The organism is Neobacillus sp. Soil_C_43, assembly GCF_057656715.1.
Genome location: NZ_JBDGJV010000007.1, coordinates 57,993 through 74,141, shown reverse-complemented (window position 1 = coordinate 74,141; position 16,149 = coordinate 57,993). Strand labels below are relative to the sequence as shown.

Genomic DNA, 16,149 nt, shown 5'->3' with positions numbered 1-16,149 from the left:
TCTTGTTTTAGTCCATGGCATTTTCTACATTTTTAAACTGATTATAAAACATTTGGTGGTATCGTCCTTGCGCTGTCATTAGTTCATCATGGCTGCCTTTTTCAATAATCTTTCCTTGATCAATGACCATGATGGTATCGGCATCACGAATGGTATTTAAGCGGTGGGCAATAATAAAGCTGGTTCGGTTTTCCATCAAAGAGAGCAAGGCTGCTTGTATATGAAGTTCTGTTCTCGTATCAATACTGCTTGTGGCTTCATCTAAGATTAGTAAGGACGGTTTGGCTAAAATCACCCTCGCAATTGCTAATAACTGCCGTTGCCCCTGACTTAAATTTCCTCCATTTTCTGATAGAGCCGTCTCATACTGCTGTGGCAGCCGCTTAATAAATCCATCTGCATTAGCCATTTTTGCCGCTTGCTCTATTTCTTCATCGGTAGCATCCGGCTTCCCATATTTAATGTTGTCTTTGATCGTACCTGAAAACAAATACGTATCCTGAAGCACAAATCCAAAGCATTTCCTCAGACTATCTCTTGTATATTCACGAATATCCCGGCCATCAAGGAGAATTCTCCCGTCCGTCACATCATAAAATCGGGTCAGCAGATTCACAATCGTTGTTTTCCCAGCTCCTGTTGGCCCAACTAAGGCAGTACTGCTGCCAATATTGGCTTCAAAACTAACATTTTTTAAAATTGGCACATCAGACCTGTAACCAAAGCTGACATTTTCAAATACGACATGACCTTTTGGATTTTCCAATATGACAGCCGATGGAAGGTCCGCAGTCTCTTCCTGCTCATCCATGACTTCAAATACCCGTTCCGCCCCAGCCACACCAGATTGCAAAATATTAAAGATGTTAGCCAAATCATTTAGCGGTCTAACAAATTGTCGGGAATAGGTAATAAAGCTGGCAATCGCTCCAACTGTAATTAAGCTTTTAACTGCTAGGACGCCGCCAATAACAGCTACAATGGCAAAACCAAGGTTGTTGATGACATTCATGATCGGCATCAGGAAGCCCGACCAGATTTGTGCCTTTAAGCCAACCGCACGGAGCTTTTCATTGACCACATCAAACTCTTCAATAACCTTCTCCTCATGATTAAAGGCTTTGACTACTTCAATTCCAGAAATAGTCTCCTCAATGTGTCCATTTAATGTGCCTAACTGGATTTGTTGATTCTTAAATAACACGCTTGTTCGTTTGGCAATCGTCCTTGTTAGTAAAAAAACAAGCGGTACCGTTAATAAACTAGCTACCGTTAACAATGGACTTAAAATTAACATCATGATTAGAGAACCGCTAATAATCATCAGTCCCGACATGAGCTGTGTGGTCGATTGGGAAATCGTATTGCTCACATTATCGATGTCATTGGAAAGTCTGCTCATGAGTTCTCCATGTGTCCTTGAATCAAAAAAAGAAACGGGGAGCTTTTGCAACTTTTGAAACAAAGCCTCTCGCAATCGTTTCACCACTCGTTGAGCCACGCCAGCCATCAGCCATCCTTGTAAAAAAGTAAGAATGGCATCCGCCACATACGCACAGGTGAGGACGATAATCATTACTTCTAACAGATTAAAATCCACTTTCCCGGATTTTAGGGTCATAGCATCTACCGATTTTCCAATAAGGAACGGAGCAAGTAGCATCAGAACAGAGTCAATTAAAATAAAAGTAAAAATAAGGGTCAGCATCTTCTTTTCATTTCCAAAGTAATGCCAAAGTCGCTTTAATGTCCCTTTAAAATTTTTAGGTTTCACCACGGGACCACGGCGGTGGCCCGCGCCAACACCACCAGGTCTAATTGGCGGCGGGGTAGGGGTGGTGTTCCCAGTCTGTGCATTTCCTTGTGACATCTTACAACCCCTCCTTGCCGATTTGAGATTGGTAGATTTCCTGATACACTTTACACGTCTCAATTAGCTCCTGATGGGTGCCAACCCCAACTAATTCTCCGTGATCAAGAACAACAATTTTATCGGCATCCATGATAGAGGTAATCCGCTGGGCAATTAGTAAACAGGTAAGCCCTTTAGCATACTTTTTTAAGGCTGCTTTGATTTTCGCCTCCGTTGCTACATCCACGGCACTTGTACTATCATCAAGGATTAAAATCTCCGGTCTTTTTATTAACGCTCTGGCAATCGAAATCCGCTGTTTCTGTCCGCCGGAAAAATTAACCCCGCCTTGGCCAATTCTTGTGTGATACCCTTCAGGTGAAGCATTGATAAAGTCGTGCGCTCCAGCCATTGATGCTGCGGCTACCATTTCTTCCTCGGTTGCATCCTCTTTTCCCCAGCGGAGATTTTCCGCCACACTTCCCGAGAATAAGATGTTTTTCTGCGGAACAATGGCAATTTTCTCCCTTAGCTTCTTGGGATTTACACGTTGAATGTTTTCACCATCTACTTTTATTGTTCCACTGGTGACATCGTAAAAGCGGGGAATGAGTCCAACCAAGGTACTTTTCCCTGAACCAGTTGAACCAATGATTCCAACCGTTTCTCCAGGATGGATGGTGAGATTAATATGTTTTAGAATGGGTTCACCTGTTGTTCCTTCGTATACAAAGGTAACATCTTCAAAATCAATTCTTCCTTTTTCCGTTTGACTATGAAGGTCCTCCTGATTCCAGGTAAAGGAATCTTCTAGTAAAAATACTTCGTCGATTCTCCCTGCTGAGGCCTTTGCCCTGACAAACATATTGAATACCATGGAAATCATCATCAAAGAAAATAAGATTTGGGTCATATAGTTGGTAAAAGCAATAATATGGCCAACCTGAATTTCTCCGGAATCCACGCCTAACCCACCGATCCAAAGGACGACAACAATGCCCAGATTGACTGTCAGCATGATCGCCGGGCTAAAGGTGGCCATAAGGCGGCTAGCTGTGACAGATTGATCCTTAAAATGATCATTCGCCTTGCTGAATTTACTAATTTCTACATCAAAACGATTAAAGGCCTTTACCACACGAACCCCTGATAGATACTCCCTCATTACAGAATTCACCCGATCCAATGCCGTTTGTACCTTGGAAAATAGGGGGAATCCTAATTTTAAGTTAAAAATAATTAATAGAGCTACAATAGGCACTACCACAGCTAACACAACGGATAAATGCAAATTCAACCGCGTCGCCATTATTAAGCCGCCAATCGCTAAAAGCGGGGCTTTTACAAAAATCCGCATCAAACCATTAACGAATACCTGCACTTGTGTCACATCGTTTGTCAGACGAGTAATTAAGGACGCGCGGTCAAATTTATCGAGGTTTTTAAACGAAAGGGATTGGATTTTTTTAAATAAATCGGACCTTAATTCTGTTCCAAAGCTTTGTGAAACAATGCTCGCTAAGATACTCCTTGTTGATGCACTTACTGCACCAAAGGCAGTGATCAGGAGCATCAGTCCGCCCATTTTTAATACATAATGAATGTCCCTATTCGCTACTCCTTCATCAATGATCTTTGCCATAATCGTGGGCTGCAGCAAGTCACTAACCGCCTCAAAAGTGAGAAATAAGACAGCTAAACAAAAGGTTTTCCAGTACTTTTTTATGTATTTTGAAAGAAACTTCATGATTCCACCCCAACCCGTCAGCCAACTTTAATAAAGCTATTATAATTTCGAACTCCTTTAATAAACAAATAATTAGACTCTAGAAATATTGGGATAAAAAAAAGAGACTGGAATGTCAGTCTCTCGTTTAATCATTTTATTCTTGAACTGGGCTGAATTCGTGGACCCATACGCGCATTTGCGGCAGCCATGGCATTCCTGGGTGGATGCTTAGGATGCTTTGTTTGTATTCTTCCACATTGTTGAAGCCCTCGCGGCGAGCATCATTGTCTGTTAGTTCGCCTAAGCTTTGTGAGTAAACCTTATCAACCACGAATTGACGGCCTTCAAGGGTCATAATTTCACCTGGATCAGCATATCTTCCATTTCTGCGAGTCGCTGTCTTTTCACCAGCTAAGACCTTTTTCACGTCTTCTTCCATTGTCACTAAACGCTCAACGGAACAACTCTTTGGCGGTAATGTTTGATTATCATTCTGTGTCATCTATTTATCCTCCTTTTACCAATTCATTTTCTTATATTAACACTATTGTTAAATGAATAAAAGGAAGGTGGGAGTTTTACCCGTTTAAATCTCTTTTTTTATAAAAAGCAAAGGTACCATACGTAAGGACCGCAGTGATAAGGAGTGATAAAACAACAAATACAGCCTCCAGCCCATCACCAACCATCATATGTTTTGCTTCAAAATATTTGAAAGGGGTCAGGTATTTAAGAGCGTCCAGATCCTCATTTAAGTCAATCACAACCGAGAGGACAAATGTAAGCAAAAGAATGGCTGTAGCCAAGGATGCTGCTGTTTTCGGCCGCTTTTTAAAGGCAGAAATGGCACTGCCAATGACCATATACAACAGTTGCAAAATAAACATGCCCAGCATGGTTATCGCGATATCCCCGTTTATCTTTTCACCGTCGCTGACTTTCCCGACAATGACGACCGATGATGCAAACGTAACGAGATTAAAAATGGCGATATTCGTGAAGGCAGCCAAAAGCTTGGCCGTAATAATCTTTTCCCTCGATACGGGTTTGACGAATAAAAACTCCGACGTTTTATCCCTTTCCTCTTTTGCAATAATGCCAGCTCCCAGCATTGTGGCATGGATGGAAGACATCAAAACCAAATATAAAAACAGCATGCCATAATACCCGCTCGCCTTGGATAAATCAAAAGCACCGACCCCCATGATGGCTTGCATTGACTTAGGCATATCGGCGATCAAGTCATTCATCGATTGCCCTGACGAATACAAACTAGAGTATTTATTCATACCCGATGCCACCATGAGGATGACTCCAATGCACCAAAAGATGAGCGATTTTCGGTGAGATTTCAATTCTTTTCGATAAATATTCATGAATTAACCCCTCCATTTACCTTAAACAGCATGGATATCCTTTTTGGTATAAACAACATAACTCGCTCCGATGGCGACCACAATCACCATCAATCCTGTGAACATAAACGATGTTTCATATGCTGAATGTTTTAAGATATAGGCCGTATCAAAATATTTAAAGGGAGAAATGTATCGTTTTCCTTCCTCTCCTGAAGTCGCACTAAGCATGCCTAAAAAATAGAAGGCAAACACGGTACTAAGAGATACCGTCAACACGGATTTAATTTTAGGGACTACAACCGAAAGAATGATTCCTAATGCCAAGAAGATCAGTTGAATAAAAAAGACAGTAAGTGACAGCAAGATTAGTAGTTTTAAGCTGAAATCCTCCGTCTTCACCTGCGATGCAATGATTGCCGCCGCCGCAATATAAACGATATTTGTTATGACGAGGGACGAGAAGGCAGCCAACAGCTTAGAGGTTACAATCGTTGTCCTTGTAACTGGCTTCGTTAATAAAAAATCAGCCGTTTTCTCACGTACCTCCTTGCTGACAATGGACGTTCCGAGATTCATTGCCTGAATGGCACCGCAAAGGGTGATAAACGATAAAGCATAACAATAGAATCCGAGAATGGAAAATAAATTTTCCAGATTCAACCCGATTGCTTTCCTTAACCCTTCAGGATAACCTTCCAAAAGCTTTTTGAACTCCTCTGCATCACGCGCAAACGCAGGGAACATGGACATGAACATTAGTGTAACCAGTATTAACGATACCGTCCAAATAATCGTCGACTTCCGATAGGCTTTTAATTCATGGAAAAAGATATTCATCGTTCCTTACGCCTCCTTTTCGTAGTAATGCAAAAAGATCTCCTCAAGGTCTGGCTCTTCGATCCAAAGATTCGTAATCTCAATATCCGCTATCTTTTTCATGATGGTATTAATATTTCCTTTAAAAATAAAACTCGTCACGTGGTCCTTTACGGTTAAATTATTGACACCGCTGATATTGAAATACTCAGGGTCCTGTTGGACTTTTGTTTCAACTTTGAACTTTTTGTAGGTATTTTCCTTTAAGGTACTAATCTTTTCGACGGTTACGATTTTCCCTTCTTTTATGATAGCAACTCGATTACATAGTCTCTGAACTTCACTAAGGATATGTGATGAAAAAAGAATCGTCGCGCCTTTTTTATTTTCTTCCTCCAGCAATTCAAAGAATTTTTGCTGCATAAGCGGATCCAGACCACTCGTCGGTTCGTCTAAGATGATGAGCTTTGGCTCATGGAGCAGCCCTTGGACAATTCCTACCTTCTTTTTGTTCCCTAAAGAAAGGTCATCGATTTTTTTATTCAGATCCAAGTTCATGATTTCCGCTAATTCTTTGATTCTCTTACTGCAATCCTTTTTATAAAAACTAGCTGAATAGTTTAATAGATCCTTTACTTTCATATTGTCATAGTAAAAAACCTCTGATGGAAGGTAGCCAATTTCCCGTTTTATTTCCGGGGCAAACTTAACGCAATCCTTCCCAAAGATGGTCGCACTGCCGCTGGTTGGATAAATCAGCGACAGCAGTGTTCGGATGGTGGTTGATTTTCCTGCACCGTTAGGCCCAATGAAGCCAAAGATTTCGCCTTCCTCCACATGAAAGCTAATATCGGTGATGCCTCGTGATTTGCCATACATCTTTGTCAGATTATTAATTTCAATCACATTCATCGTCACAACCCCCTATTTATAAAAGCACTTAATGAGTATTTCAAAATAATCTTCTGCTTCCTTTTGAACTTTTTGATAATCGATTTCATAATTAGGTAACAACTTTGCTTTGTAAAGCTCCTCGTCACTTAATTTCTCAAAGGTCCAGGTGATAATCTTAAAGATTTTTTGAATATCGATATCGTCTCTAAACTTGGAAACGTCAATGCCTTCGTAAATTTTTCCGATATTGATGTGATTTAGTTCTCTGATTTTCTTCTGCATCTCTGCTTGTATGTCAGCAGCATCATCCATATAGGCTTTTTCGACAAACTTAAAGAGGTCAGGGTATTGGGCCAGGAGTTCCATTTTGATTAAAACGGACTGACGGATTCTCTGAAAGAAGTCTGTTTCCGATAAATCGATTTTTTTGTAAAAGTCATCCGTGATGAGTTCCACGCAAGAATCGAATAAAAAGAAAAATAGCTGCTTTTTGTTCTGAAAATAATGAAACAGCAACCCTTTTGAAATGCCTGCTTCCTTCACGATTTCATTGGTCGAGGCGTTGCTATATCCCTTTTCAGCAAATTCTTTGATTGCGGCATTAATAATTCGGTTTTGTTTATCTGAATCGAGATTGAGAAATTTGGAATACATACTTGAGTCCTCCTTGTAAACCGTTGACCACTAGAGTCAATTATATTCTACTCCCGTTGACTGGAGTGGTCAATGGTGTTCAACCTTATTTTTTACAAAAATTTGTATTTATTGTGCTGGTCATAGTATGGGGTGTTCGAAAGTGATACGATGCATAATGTAAGGTTTATTTTTCGGAGGTGACGTGTTATTTGTATGAAGAATAGAGATCACTCTTTAACACTAGAAGGGCTAGTTGCCGCTCAGAGCCGTTTATCTGCTGGCCATCCGTTGCTCCCAGTTTTGGCAGCTAAACAGTCTTCTGTAGAGGCAGGAATTGGCGGGGAGGAACGGGTTGCTGAGATTTTTCGCCGGCATAGATTTTCATTCACCAACCACTTATTCCACGATTTATCCCCCTCATCCAATGAGAATTTCCAAATGGACACTGTTACTTTGACACCTTGGTTCGGTGTGCTTTTAGAGGTGAAAAATATTGGCGGGGTGCTGGAATTTAAGGATAATCCGCCACAGTTGATTCGGACCAAGGAAGATGGGCATAAGGATGGGTTCGAGAGCCCAGTCGTCCAGTTGGAACGTAATCATGATTTATTGACGACGTGGCTGCGGTGTCGAAACATCCGTCTTCCCATTTACGGAGCGGTCGTCCTCGCGTACCCCAAACAAATCGTCGCTGTTCCTCCAGTGAAAACAAAACTGTTATTCCCCAGCTTGATTCCACCATATATTCGAAGTCTTCCACAGCAAGGAAAAAGGTTAGATCATGACACATTCCACTGGCTTTCTGCTGAACTTCTCCATAGTCATCAACCATTTGTCCCCAAGCCTATTTCTGAAGCATATAAGATTCCATTTAAGGATTTTAAACCAGGCGTAAGATGTGGGAGGTGCGGCAGGATAGGGATGGTGAAGCTGCCTCGAACGTGGTTCTGCCCTATTTGTGAGGCAACCGACCACCTGGCCCACGAGCGAAATCTAAGGGAGTGGTTTTTGATTTTTAAAAGGACAATCACGAATCGGGAGTGCAGGGAGTTTTTGGGGATAGATGATATGCAGCTTGCAAAGCGGATTTTAACAAGCATGGATTGGCCGAGCACAGGAACTTTTCGGAATAGGACATATGAGATCAAACTTAGTGACGTAAGTAAGAAAGGGAATATTATTATCCGACAGTAACTTGGGCTCATACGACAGTTTTTTATCTTTATCCGACAGTAATCTGGGCTCATACGACAGTTAAATCGGCCTACGACAGTTATTTCTCCTTATCCGACAGTAAACGGTTCTTATGCGACAGTTATCCAATCGCATACGACAGTAATGGGAACTTATCCGACAGTAACTCATATCGCCTCACCCCAAAATCCAGCCCATTCACACACACACAATTTGATGTAACCCCTCCCAGAAAGTGGTATGATATCCTTGAATCATACTTAAAAAGGGGAGTGCAGTGAATTGAAAAATGAGCTTATTGAAAGATTTACTTCCTATGTAAAAATCGATACGCAATCTGATGAGAGCAGCGAAACCTGTCCATCGACAGAGGGGCAGTGGACATTAGCCCGCATGCTCGTCAACGAATTAAAATCCATCGGCATGCAGGACGTAACAATCGACGAGAACGCCTACGTGATGGCAACCTTACCGGCCAACACCGAGAAACCAGCAGTACCTACCATTGGCTTCCTTGCACACGTTGATACAGCCACCGATTTCACTGGAACAAACGTCAACCCACAAATCGTCGAAAACTACGATGGCGGTGAAATTATCTTAAACCAAGCACTAAATGTAGTCATGTCACCAAAAGATTTCCCAAGCCTGCCTACCTATAAAGGACATACATTAATCACCACAGATGGCACAACCCTTCTTGGTGCCGACAACAAAGCAGGCATCACCGAAATCATGACAGCTATGGCGTACCTTATCAACCATCCGGAAATCAAGCACGGTGCAGTCCGCGTTGCGTTCACACCGGACGAGGAAATTGGCAGGGGGCCACATAAGTTTGACGTTGCGGCGTTCAATGCGAAGCATGCCTACACCGTTGACGGCGGTCCGCTAGGAGAGTTAGAGTACGAAAGCTTTAATGCAGCCGGAGCAAAGATTACCATCAAGGGCAACAACATTCATCCCGGATCAGCTAAAAACAAAATGGTCAACTCCATGAAAATTGCCATGGAATTACATAGTAAGCTACCGGCAGGGGAGGCGCCAGAGCATACAGAAGGATATGAAGGCTTCTATCATCTGATTTCATTTAACGGCGATGTTGAGCTAACGAAGCTGAACTACATTATCCGTGACCATGATCGCGAAACCTTCCAAGCTAGAAAGGCCACCCTCGAAGGCATTGTGAATGAGCTGAAAGAGAAATATGGCGAGGACACCATCACCCTCGACCTGAATGATCAATATTACAACATGAAGGAAAAAATTGAACCAGTCATCGAAATCGTTGACATTGCCCACGAAGCGATGGTGAGCTTAGGCATCGAGCCAATCACCAAACCAATTCGGGGCGGTACGGACGGCTCACAACTTTCCTATATGGGGCTGCCAACACCGAATATTTTTACCGGTGGCGAAAACTTCCACGGCAAATTTGAGTTCATTTCCGTCGATAACATGATTAAGGCTACCCAAACAGTCATTGAGATCATCAAGCTAACTGAACAAAAAGCATAAAACAAAAAGAAAGCTAACCCATTCACAACAAACGGGTTAGCTTTTTTTGCATATGAAAAGAGCGGCAACACACTGCTCTAGACTCAAAATGGTCTCTGTTAATTGCCGCTCCAATTGTTCTCTTGGCCACTTGGCATCCTCGGCATTCAAATCTTTTTGAATAAGAAGAAGCATCCAAACAGAAAATACAGCAGAGAATAAATGATATTCCTTTAAAAACTGCTCTTCCTCTATTTCAAATTCGACTTGGGCCAAATATGCTTTCAGGATTTGCTCTCGAAACTGTGGCGTAATCCTTTTCGGAAAAAGAGGGTGAGACATATCAATGACATGGTACAAATCCCAGTGAGGTGTATTTAAGTGTGTGTGCTCCCAATCCAGGATCATCAATCGCTGACCGACAACAGCAAAGTTCCCTACATGCAAATCACCATGGGATAATACCAACCTCTTAGAAAACTCGAATGTCTCGAGTGTGGTGTACACTTGTTCGATCAGCCCACTGTCTAATTGTAAGCCTGCTAATTGCTGCATGAACTCAATCTTCATATGAAGCACATCTGTTACGATGTCTTCCAAAAGAGGCTTCAGTCCTGCTGTCGGAACATGAGTGAGCTTTTCAATCGATAGTGAGTGCCACCAGGCCACCCACTTTATCACACCTAACACACTTTCCTCATTAAAGGTGTGGGTGAGTGCGCCAAGGTCCTCAAGAATCATCCAATTTAACTCTGGTTGCTCGCTGATCGTATGTGAAATAATTTTCGGGAAAATAGCAGGGAATTGGGGGAGGACATTCTCATGTACCCACACCTCCTGCCCTAATTGACCATTATTCGTCAACGGTTTAAAAATATAGCTCTCCATTGGAGACAAATAAAATCTTTCTACAAACCTTCCATTCATCCCTTTATAGAGTTGTTCTTTTTTCAAGATTAATTCATCATTTAACGTGCCGTCGGCGCGGACAATATTAGCAGGCAGCTCCATCAACCCACCACCCTGTTCCTCTATTAATAGTTTCATAGATTTATTTTTGGCGAATGTTTCCACTATGAATATAATGTTTATTCAACACTCATGGCAAGTAAATTTGCTTGTCAGTAGGAAATCCCTATTATTTATTCATATGAACCCAGACTCCATTTCAATCCAACATTTTTCTAAAACTAGGGTGAGTGTAGATGATTACATATTTCTTCCGCATCTGGTCACACTAACAATGGTTCAGTTTACAAAAGGAGGATGTTGCAGATGGATAACAAGAGTACGCATGAATTCGTTGAAGATTTACATGAAAAACAGCAAAAAGATGAGAAAAATAAGGAACGTCAAAGCAGGGCACATCAAAGCCAACGACTGCCAAATAAACAGCACTAATCCAATAAACGCAAACGGCCAGACCCTCTGTGAAAGGTCTGGCCGCTTGACTCCATCATTTATTCATATTCGCCAAAAACCCGCCAAGCAGGTCTTCGACATCATCTTCTTTATCCTTCTCATCTTCTATAACCGGATTTTCCACTTTTTTAGCGCTATCCCAATCAAACTCGCTGAGATCATCATCCATATCACTCAAATCGATGGGTGGGGGTGCTTCTTCTACAGCCGCCGCCGTTTCTTCAAAACCACCAACCTCAAACGTAGAAATTGGTGGTTTCTCGGGAAATATTTTTTCCTGAAGATATAGAGCTTCCTCAATGTCCAGTGATTGGCTATTTAAAGAGGCAAGTAACGACGTCGCCCGTACAGGGTCCGAAATGAGCTGAAAAAGTATACTTCCCAGCAATGCCTCCGAGTGCTCGTGCTTTAACCAGTCCCTTTGAGCTTTCGTTAATTTATGGGGAAGGGGGATGGTTATGGTTTCTTTTTCTCTGGAATAAGAGTGGCTCACACCCTGCATTACGAATTCAGCAATTTTACTAGAAAAATTCCTTCGCTCGGTTTCTTTTAATTTTTGCAAATGCTTAACAATATGTTCCGGGGTATCAGAGGGAACGCGAAAGGAAATCGCTTGGCCTCTCTTTATTTCATTTGCGGCAGCTTTTTTCATAGCATCACCTTATTAACTTTTTACTGGTGCTTTATCTGTGGCTGCTTTTTGTTTCTCGGATTTTCTTACAAAATCTATAATAAGTTTGTAATACGCATTGGCCATCATCCAAATGCTTTCTTTTTCATCCTCAAAGAAATCGATGTTGTACCCATCCAAATTGTTATTTAATGTCTTAAGATAGTCTTTTAACACATTGGCCCCGCCGCCAACGAAATAACAGATTTCCGTTTGGGAATTTCGTTGCCATACATTCCGTAATAAACGGTATTGTTTTTTGGCTAAGTCAAGCAAAATCCGGTCTGTAATGTCATGAACACTCGTCCGGCTTCCTTTCACCATAATATGGTTGCGGTCATTTTTCTTCGTGATAATTTCCACGACATCGCGGCGGCTGTCGAGCTCAACGCCATGCTTCGTTCGAATCTCTTCACGAATTGCTTCTAGTGATTCAGACACTCCTAGGTTAAAGCCCTGGGCTTTATCATCATCTACATTTCTATTTTTGATTACGGCGATATCAGTGGATAAGCCTCCGATATCTTGGATTAAAATCCGTTTATCGAGTAAGTCTTTATTAATAATTTTCCCGCCATTATCCATTACTAGGTTAATATAGGCGGCAAATCCTTCTGGATAAACCTTTACCTCATCAAATTTTATATTCACCTTTAGTCCTTGGTATTTTGGTGTCACAAGAAACTCAACCTGATGAACGGAACCAATTAATTTGGAGCGATACCCCGCATCTTTCCCTTCCTTTACTTCGCGAAGGGGGAGGCCGGTTCCTAATGTATAGTTTGCATCAATGACATTCTTTGTTTTTGAAAAAGGGCGATTCTCCTGCACTGCATCTAATGCCAAAGTAGCAAACAACATGACAAGTGTTTGATCTTCTTCAGATTTACTGCTGCCAGGGTCTAATTCAGTGGCGTTATTACTTTTCGTGGCAAGGTGACCGATACGGTAAATGGCATTGTTCTCCTTTAGGGCAGGGGAGTGTACCTTAATATGAATGCCGTCTAAAGGGTTTTTATTATCGAGTTCTTCTATCCCAATGACAGGGCGATCCTCTGTGTCTCTAGCGATAATGTTTGGAATATTTAATTCATACTCTAGCTCGCCGAAAAGGGCCTTAATGGAGTCATTTCCCACATCTACTGCTGCGATTCTGGACTTAGTCATACACATCATTCCTTTTCATTTAATAGATTTATTCTCAAAATCTAGTTACTTTCTATAAGGCTAAAGGAGATTAATAGATTGTTCAATGACACAGGCAGAAAAGAAATATAAGTGTAAAGAAGTAAACAATATGTAAACTTTGGTAGACATGTATACTTTTTTGTATACTTGATAGACAAAATTGTATACATATTGGTTTAAAGGGAAGTAAACAGATTCGTAAACATGTAAACGTACTTGTAAACATTTTGTTTACAAAAAGTACACGTGTATACAAATAAGTAAACAGTGCTGATTTATTACAAATGTTACATAAACTCAACCTCAAATCGTAAATGTAAATGGGGGAGGATGACCAATATTACTTTGTCGAAGAAAATAAAAACCTAAAGCATGGTTTGCTTTAGGTCATCGTATTGGGGGCCTTTATTGTTCTGTACGTTTTTTTCCTTCTTCAGTAACTGCAAAGCTTCGCTTCATAGATTTAATTTTCTCGGGCTTACGAAATCTTAGCGCGGACCAGTCCTCATCAATGGCAATTTGTCTTACAGGTTCGTAGCCTTCCTCAGCAAGCAAATTCATGACTGTTTCACGGCTGCAATCCGAACCCTTATAGGTCTTAGAAGATTTCTTCGGATAACAGAGCCAAAACAAACCATCATCCTTCATACTGCCTTCAGCACTCTTAGCGAAGGCTTGGAGCTCTTCATTACTCGTCCCAAAAACTTCAACAAAGTCATAACCCTCAGGAATTATAGCCTTATTACGTACTTCACCTTCGAACATCGCCATTACTTCTTCGTAAGCCTTTGGTGCATTGATCACTAACACAGCTTGTCCCTGGTCTTTAAACTGCAGCTTTTTAATAACCGACACGTCGTTTCATTCCCTTCCATTGCGTTTTCCTTTATTAATTTTAGCATTAGGAATGCTTTGATTGATCATAAAATAAAGGCACCTTCATTAAAAGGTGCCTTTGCCTTTAAGCTAGTTTCTGATCACTGCATGACCTTCCAGAATTCCCCTGCTACCACTTGATAGCCTGTTACACTTAGGTGAATATTCTGTGGGTTTGGCAGGTATTCTGCGAAATTAGCGGTATTGATGACTTGAGCCGTTGGAACAAAAGTATCACCATGTTGGACCGCCGCCGCTTGAATTTGCCCATTAAATCCGGTTAAAATTGGAAGCAATTGTGCCTGTTGTGCTTCCGGAAGATATGGGAATGGGTTATAGTAGCCCATCACATATACTTTTACATTTGGATTTAAACCGTCGATGGTGGTTAAAATTCCATTTAATTTTGCTGCTATTGTTCCAATCACTGCTGGTGCATCAGCAGGATTCTTTTGAATAACTGGAAGCAGGTCATTTGCCCCAATATCAATTGTTAGATGTGTGGCTTCTTTAATTTCTTTTTGAACCTCTGGTTTCGCTAAATCCGTGATAACATTGTCTGTTGTATAACCGGAAACACCCAAATTAACGAAATCAAGTAATTGATAAGACTTAGCAAAGTTCTTTGCAATATAATTCGGATAACCTAGATCTAGGTCTTCACCATTATCCCCATGTCGGTCTTCACCTAATGGAGTCATACCAGCCGCTAAGGAATCCCCTAACGCTACATACTCAACTTGAATCCATGCTCCATCAGCACCTAGTTTATAGCCGTTAATTGCCGTATTTGCAGCCATTAAGCCATTGCTGTTGAAATAGTACCATTTGCCTTCAATTTCCTTCCAACCTGTAATCATTGCGCCATTACTGTTTAGGAAGTATTTTGCACCTGATAATTCTAACCAGCCTGTTTTCATTATTCCGCTTGACGCAAAGTAGTACCATTTACCTTTATCAAGCATCCAGCCGGTTTTCATCACACCACTATTTTGTAAGTAGTACCAAACATCACCATCTTTTAACCAACCGACTTTCATTGTTCCTGATGATTCTAGGTAGTACCACTGACCTTTATACCCAAGCCAGTCGGTTTTCATCGCACCTGATGAATCTAGATAGTACCACTTGCCACCATAAGACAACCAGCCTGTTTTCATCGCTCCATTTTTATCTAAATAGAACCACTTTCCATTATAAGATACCCAACCGGTCTTCATGACACCAGATCCGTCAAAGTAGTACCATGTGCTGCCTTTTAGCATCCAGCCGGTTTTAGCTGCTCCATTCACATAGTAATACCATTTACCGCCATTCAACACCCAGCCATTTGTACTTACAGAGTAACCATTAGCTTTCGCAATGGAATCAAAACTGCTGCTGGAATAAGTGATAATGACCGTTGTATATAGTTGAACTTTGTCATACAGCCAACGGACTTCTTCATTATGCATTCGGACACAACCGGAGCTTACATATTTTCCAATAGAGTTTTCATTGTTGTTACCGTGGATACCATACGTTGTTCCATATGTACCTCTTGCTTCTAACCCCATCCATCGATCCCCAAGTGGATTCCGTGGGTCTCCTCCAGGAATTCCTCCGGTGTAATAGGGACGATTTTTAATCTTTGTTACAATCCTAAATTTACCTTCAGGAGTTAAATCTCTTGACCTCCCTGTAGCTACCCTGAATGTTTTTACTAGTTTCCCACTATCATAAAATGCTAGGGTGTTCGTTTGCTTATTGATAATAAGTAATTGCGAACTTGCTGCCTCTGAATGCGGCAGGTTAAAGAAAAAGATACTAAATAAGAGTACAAAAATGACTGATAATTTTTTCATATCTATCTCCTCACTAATGGTAATTACTAATAAGTTAACATTTTAGAACTTATTTTTTTGTCAGAATTTGGAGGATAATTCGTAGTTTTTTAGTATTTTTTTAATAAAATAGTAAAATAGTCTTTGAATCATTCGACATGTCTATTTTTTCAATAAAAAAAGGTTAATCCATT

General features: G+C 41.0%; 15 protein-coding genes. 3 read left to right on the top strand and 12 right to left on the bottom strand.

What is annotated here, in order from left to right; genetic code table 11:
* Positions 1–7: 7 nt before the first annotated feature.
* The 7 genes from AC3A54_RS11480 to AC3A54_RS11450 all read right to left on the bottom strand — a co-directional run bounded on the left by AC3A54_RS11480 (position 8) and on the right by AC3A54_RS11450 (position 7,303).
* Positions 8–1,870 (bottom strand): ABC transporter ATP-binding protein, encoded by a 1,863-nt coding sequence (locus AC3A54_RS11480; protein WP_487654562.1) that lies wholly within the window; start codon positions 1,868–1,870, stop codon positions 8–10.
* A gap of 1 nt (position 1,871) precedes the next feature.
* Positions 1,872–3,599, bottom strand: a complete 1,728-nt coding sequence (locus AC3A54_RS11475) for an ABC transporter ATP-binding protein (RefSeq protein WP_487654561.1) — start codon at positions 3,597–3,599, stop codon at positions 1,872–1,874.
* 136 nt (positions 3,600–3,735) lie between these two features.
* Positions 3,736–4,083: an ASCH domain-containing protein gene (locus AC3A54_RS11470; RefSeq protein WP_487654560.1), complete on the bottom strand. Its 348-nt coding sequence runs from the start codon at positions 4,081–4,083 to the stop codon at positions 3,736–3,738.
* A 76-nt stretch (positions 4,084–4,159) separates the two neighbouring features.
* On the bottom strand, positions 4,160–4,957 hold the full coding sequence (locus AC3A54_RS11465; protein ID WP_487654559.1) for a DUF2705 family protein: 798 nt from the start codon (positions 4,955–4,957) through the stop codon (positions 4,160–4,162).
* A 21-nt stretch (positions 4,958–4,978) separates the two neighbouring features.
* On the bottom strand, positions 4,979–5,776 hold the full coding sequence (locus tag AC3A54_RS11460) for an ABC transporter permease subunit (RefSeq protein WP_487654558.1): 798 nt from the start codon (positions 5,774–5,776) through the stop codon (positions 4,979–4,981).
* Between the two features lie 6 nt (positions 5,777–5,782).
* Positions 5,783–6,667: an ABC transporter ATP-binding protein gene (locus AC3A54_RS11455; protein ID WP_487654557.1), complete on the bottom strand. Its 885-nt coding sequence runs from the start codon at positions 6,665–6,667 to the stop codon at positions 5,783–5,785.
* A 12-nt stretch (positions 6,668–6,679) separates the two neighbouring features.
* Positions 6,680–7,303: a TetR/AcrR family transcriptional regulator gene (locus AC3A54_RS11450; protein ID WP_335544217.1), complete on the bottom strand. Its 624-nt coding sequence runs from the start codon at positions 7,301–7,303 to the stop codon at positions 6,680–6,682.
* 195 nt (positions 7,304–7,498) lie between these two features.
* Here AC3A54_RS11450 and AC3A54_RS11445 point away from each other — a divergent pair, with 195 nt between their 5' ends.
* Positions 7,499–8,479, top strand: a complete 981-nt coding sequence (locus AC3A54_RS11445; RefSeq protein ID WP_487654556.1) for a nuclease-related domain-containing protein — start codon at positions 7,499–7,501, stop codon at positions 8,477–8,479.
* 282 nt (positions 8,480–8,761) lie between these two features.
* Positions 8,762–9,997 (top strand): peptidase T, encoded by a 1,236-nt coding sequence (gene pepT / locus AC3A54_RS11440; RefSeq protein WP_487654555.1) that lies wholly within the window; start codon positions 8,762–8,764, stop codon positions 9,995–9,997.
* A 36-nt stretch (positions 9,998–10,033) separates the two neighbouring features.
* Here the strand turns inward: pepT and AC3A54_RS11435 are convergent, their stop codons facing one another.
* Positions 10,034–10,987: a phosphotransferase gene (locus AC3A54_RS11435; RefSeq protein ID WP_487654554.1), complete on the bottom strand. Its 954-nt coding sequence runs from the start codon at positions 10,985–10,987 to the stop codon at positions 10,034–10,036.
* A 264-nt stretch (positions 10,988–11,251) separates the two neighbouring features.
* Between AC3A54_RS11435 and AC3A54_RS11430 the strand changes: the two genes are divergently transcribed.
* On the top strand, positions 11,252–11,377 hold the full coding sequence (locus AC3A54_RS11430) for a DUF4023 domain-containing protein (RefSeq protein ID WP_308081715.1): 126 nt from the start codon (positions 11,252–11,254) through the stop codon (positions 11,375–11,377).
* A 55-nt stretch (positions 11,378–11,432) separates the two neighbouring features.
* Here AC3A54_RS11430 and AC3A54_RS11425 read toward each other — a convergent pair whose 3' ends face one another.
* From AC3A54_RS11425 to AC3A54_RS11410, 4 genes are all read right to left on the bottom strand, one after another.
* The gene (locus AC3A54_RS11425; protein WP_487654553.1) at positions 11,433–12,050 is read right to left on the bottom strand and encodes a hypothetical protein; all 618 of its coding nucleotides are present in this window, start codon (positions 12,048–12,050) and stop codon (positions 11,433–11,435) included.
* Positions 12,051–12,062: 12 nt separating this feature from the next.
* On the bottom strand, positions 12,063–13,235 hold the full coding sequence (locus AC3A54_RS11420; protein ID WP_487654552.1) for an Alp7A family actin-like protein: 1,173 nt from the start codon (positions 13,233–13,235) through the stop codon (positions 12,063–12,065).
* Between the two features lie 426 nt (positions 13,236–13,661).
* A complete protein-coding gene (locus AC3A54_RS11415; RefSeq protein ID WP_487654551.1) occupies positions 13,662–14,111 on the bottom strand; it encodes a DUF3052 domain-containing protein in 450 nt (149 codons plus the stop codon).
* Positions 14,112–14,233: 122 nt separating this feature from the next.
* On the bottom strand, positions 14,234–15,976 hold the full coding sequence (locus tag AC3A54_RS11410) for a L,D-transpeptidase family protein (RefSeq protein WP_487654550.1): 1,743 nt from the start codon (positions 15,974–15,976) through the stop codon (positions 14,234–14,236).
* Positions 15,977–16,149 lie beyond the last annotated feature (173 nt).

What these genes read in the sequence shown, in the direction of transcription:
- AC3A54_RS11470 (WP_487654560.1), bottom strand. Translation starts at nt 4,083, where the DNA reads ATGACACAGAATGATAATCAAACATTACCGCCAAAGAGTTGTTCCGTT.
- AC3A54_RS11410 (WP_487654550.1), bottom strand. Translation starts at nt 15,976, where the DNA reads ATGAAAAAATTATCAGTCATTTTTGTACTCTTATTTAGTATCTTTTTC.
- AC3A54_RS11445 (WP_487654556.1), top strand. Translation starts at nt 7,499, where the DNA reads ATGAAGAATAGAGATCACTCTTTAACACTAGAAGGGCTAGTTGCCGCT.
- AC3A54_RS11425 (WP_487654553.1), bottom strand. Translation starts at nt 12,050, where the DNA reads ATGAAAAAAGCTGCCGCAAATGAAATAAAGAGAGGCCAAGCGATTTCC.
- AC3A54_RS11460 (WP_487654558.1), bottom strand. Translation starts at nt 5,776, where the DNA reads ATGAATATCTTTTTCCATGAATTAAAAGCCTATCGGAAGTCGACGATT.
- AC3A54_RS11465 (WP_487654559.1), bottom strand. Translation starts at nt 4,957, where the DNA reads ATGAATATTTATCGAAAAGAATTGAAATCTCACCGAAAATCGCTCATC.
- AC3A54_RS11450 (WP_335544217.1), bottom strand. Translation starts at nt 7,303, where the DNA reads ATGTATTCCAAATTTCTCAATCTCGATTCAGATAAACAAAACCGAATT.
- AC3A54_RS11420 (WP_487654552.1), bottom strand. Translation starts at nt 13,235, where the DNA reads ATGACTAAGTCCAGAATCGCAGCAGTAGATGTGGGAAATGACTCCATT.
- AC3A54_RS11480 (WP_487654562.1), bottom strand. Translation starts at nt 1,870, where the DNA reads ATGTCACAAGGAAATGCACAGACTGGGAACACCACCCCTACCCCGCCG.
- AC3A54_RS11430 (WP_308081715.1), top strand. Translation starts at nt 11,252, where the DNA reads ATGGATAACAAGAGTACGCATGAATTCGTTGAAGATTTACATGAAAAA.
- AC3A54_RS11455 (WP_487654557.1), bottom strand. Translation starts at nt 6,667, where the DNA reads ATGAATGTGATTGAAATTAATAATCTGACAAAGATGTATGGCAAATCA.
- AC3A54_RS11435 (WP_487654554.1), bottom strand. Translation starts at nt 10,987, where the DNA reads ATGGAGCTGCCTGCTAATATTGTCCGCGCCGACGGCACGTTAAATGAT.
- AC3A54_RS11475 (WP_487654561.1), bottom strand. Translation starts at nt 3,599, where the DNA reads ATGAAGTTTCTTTCAAAATACATAAAAAAGTACTGGAAAACCTTTTGT.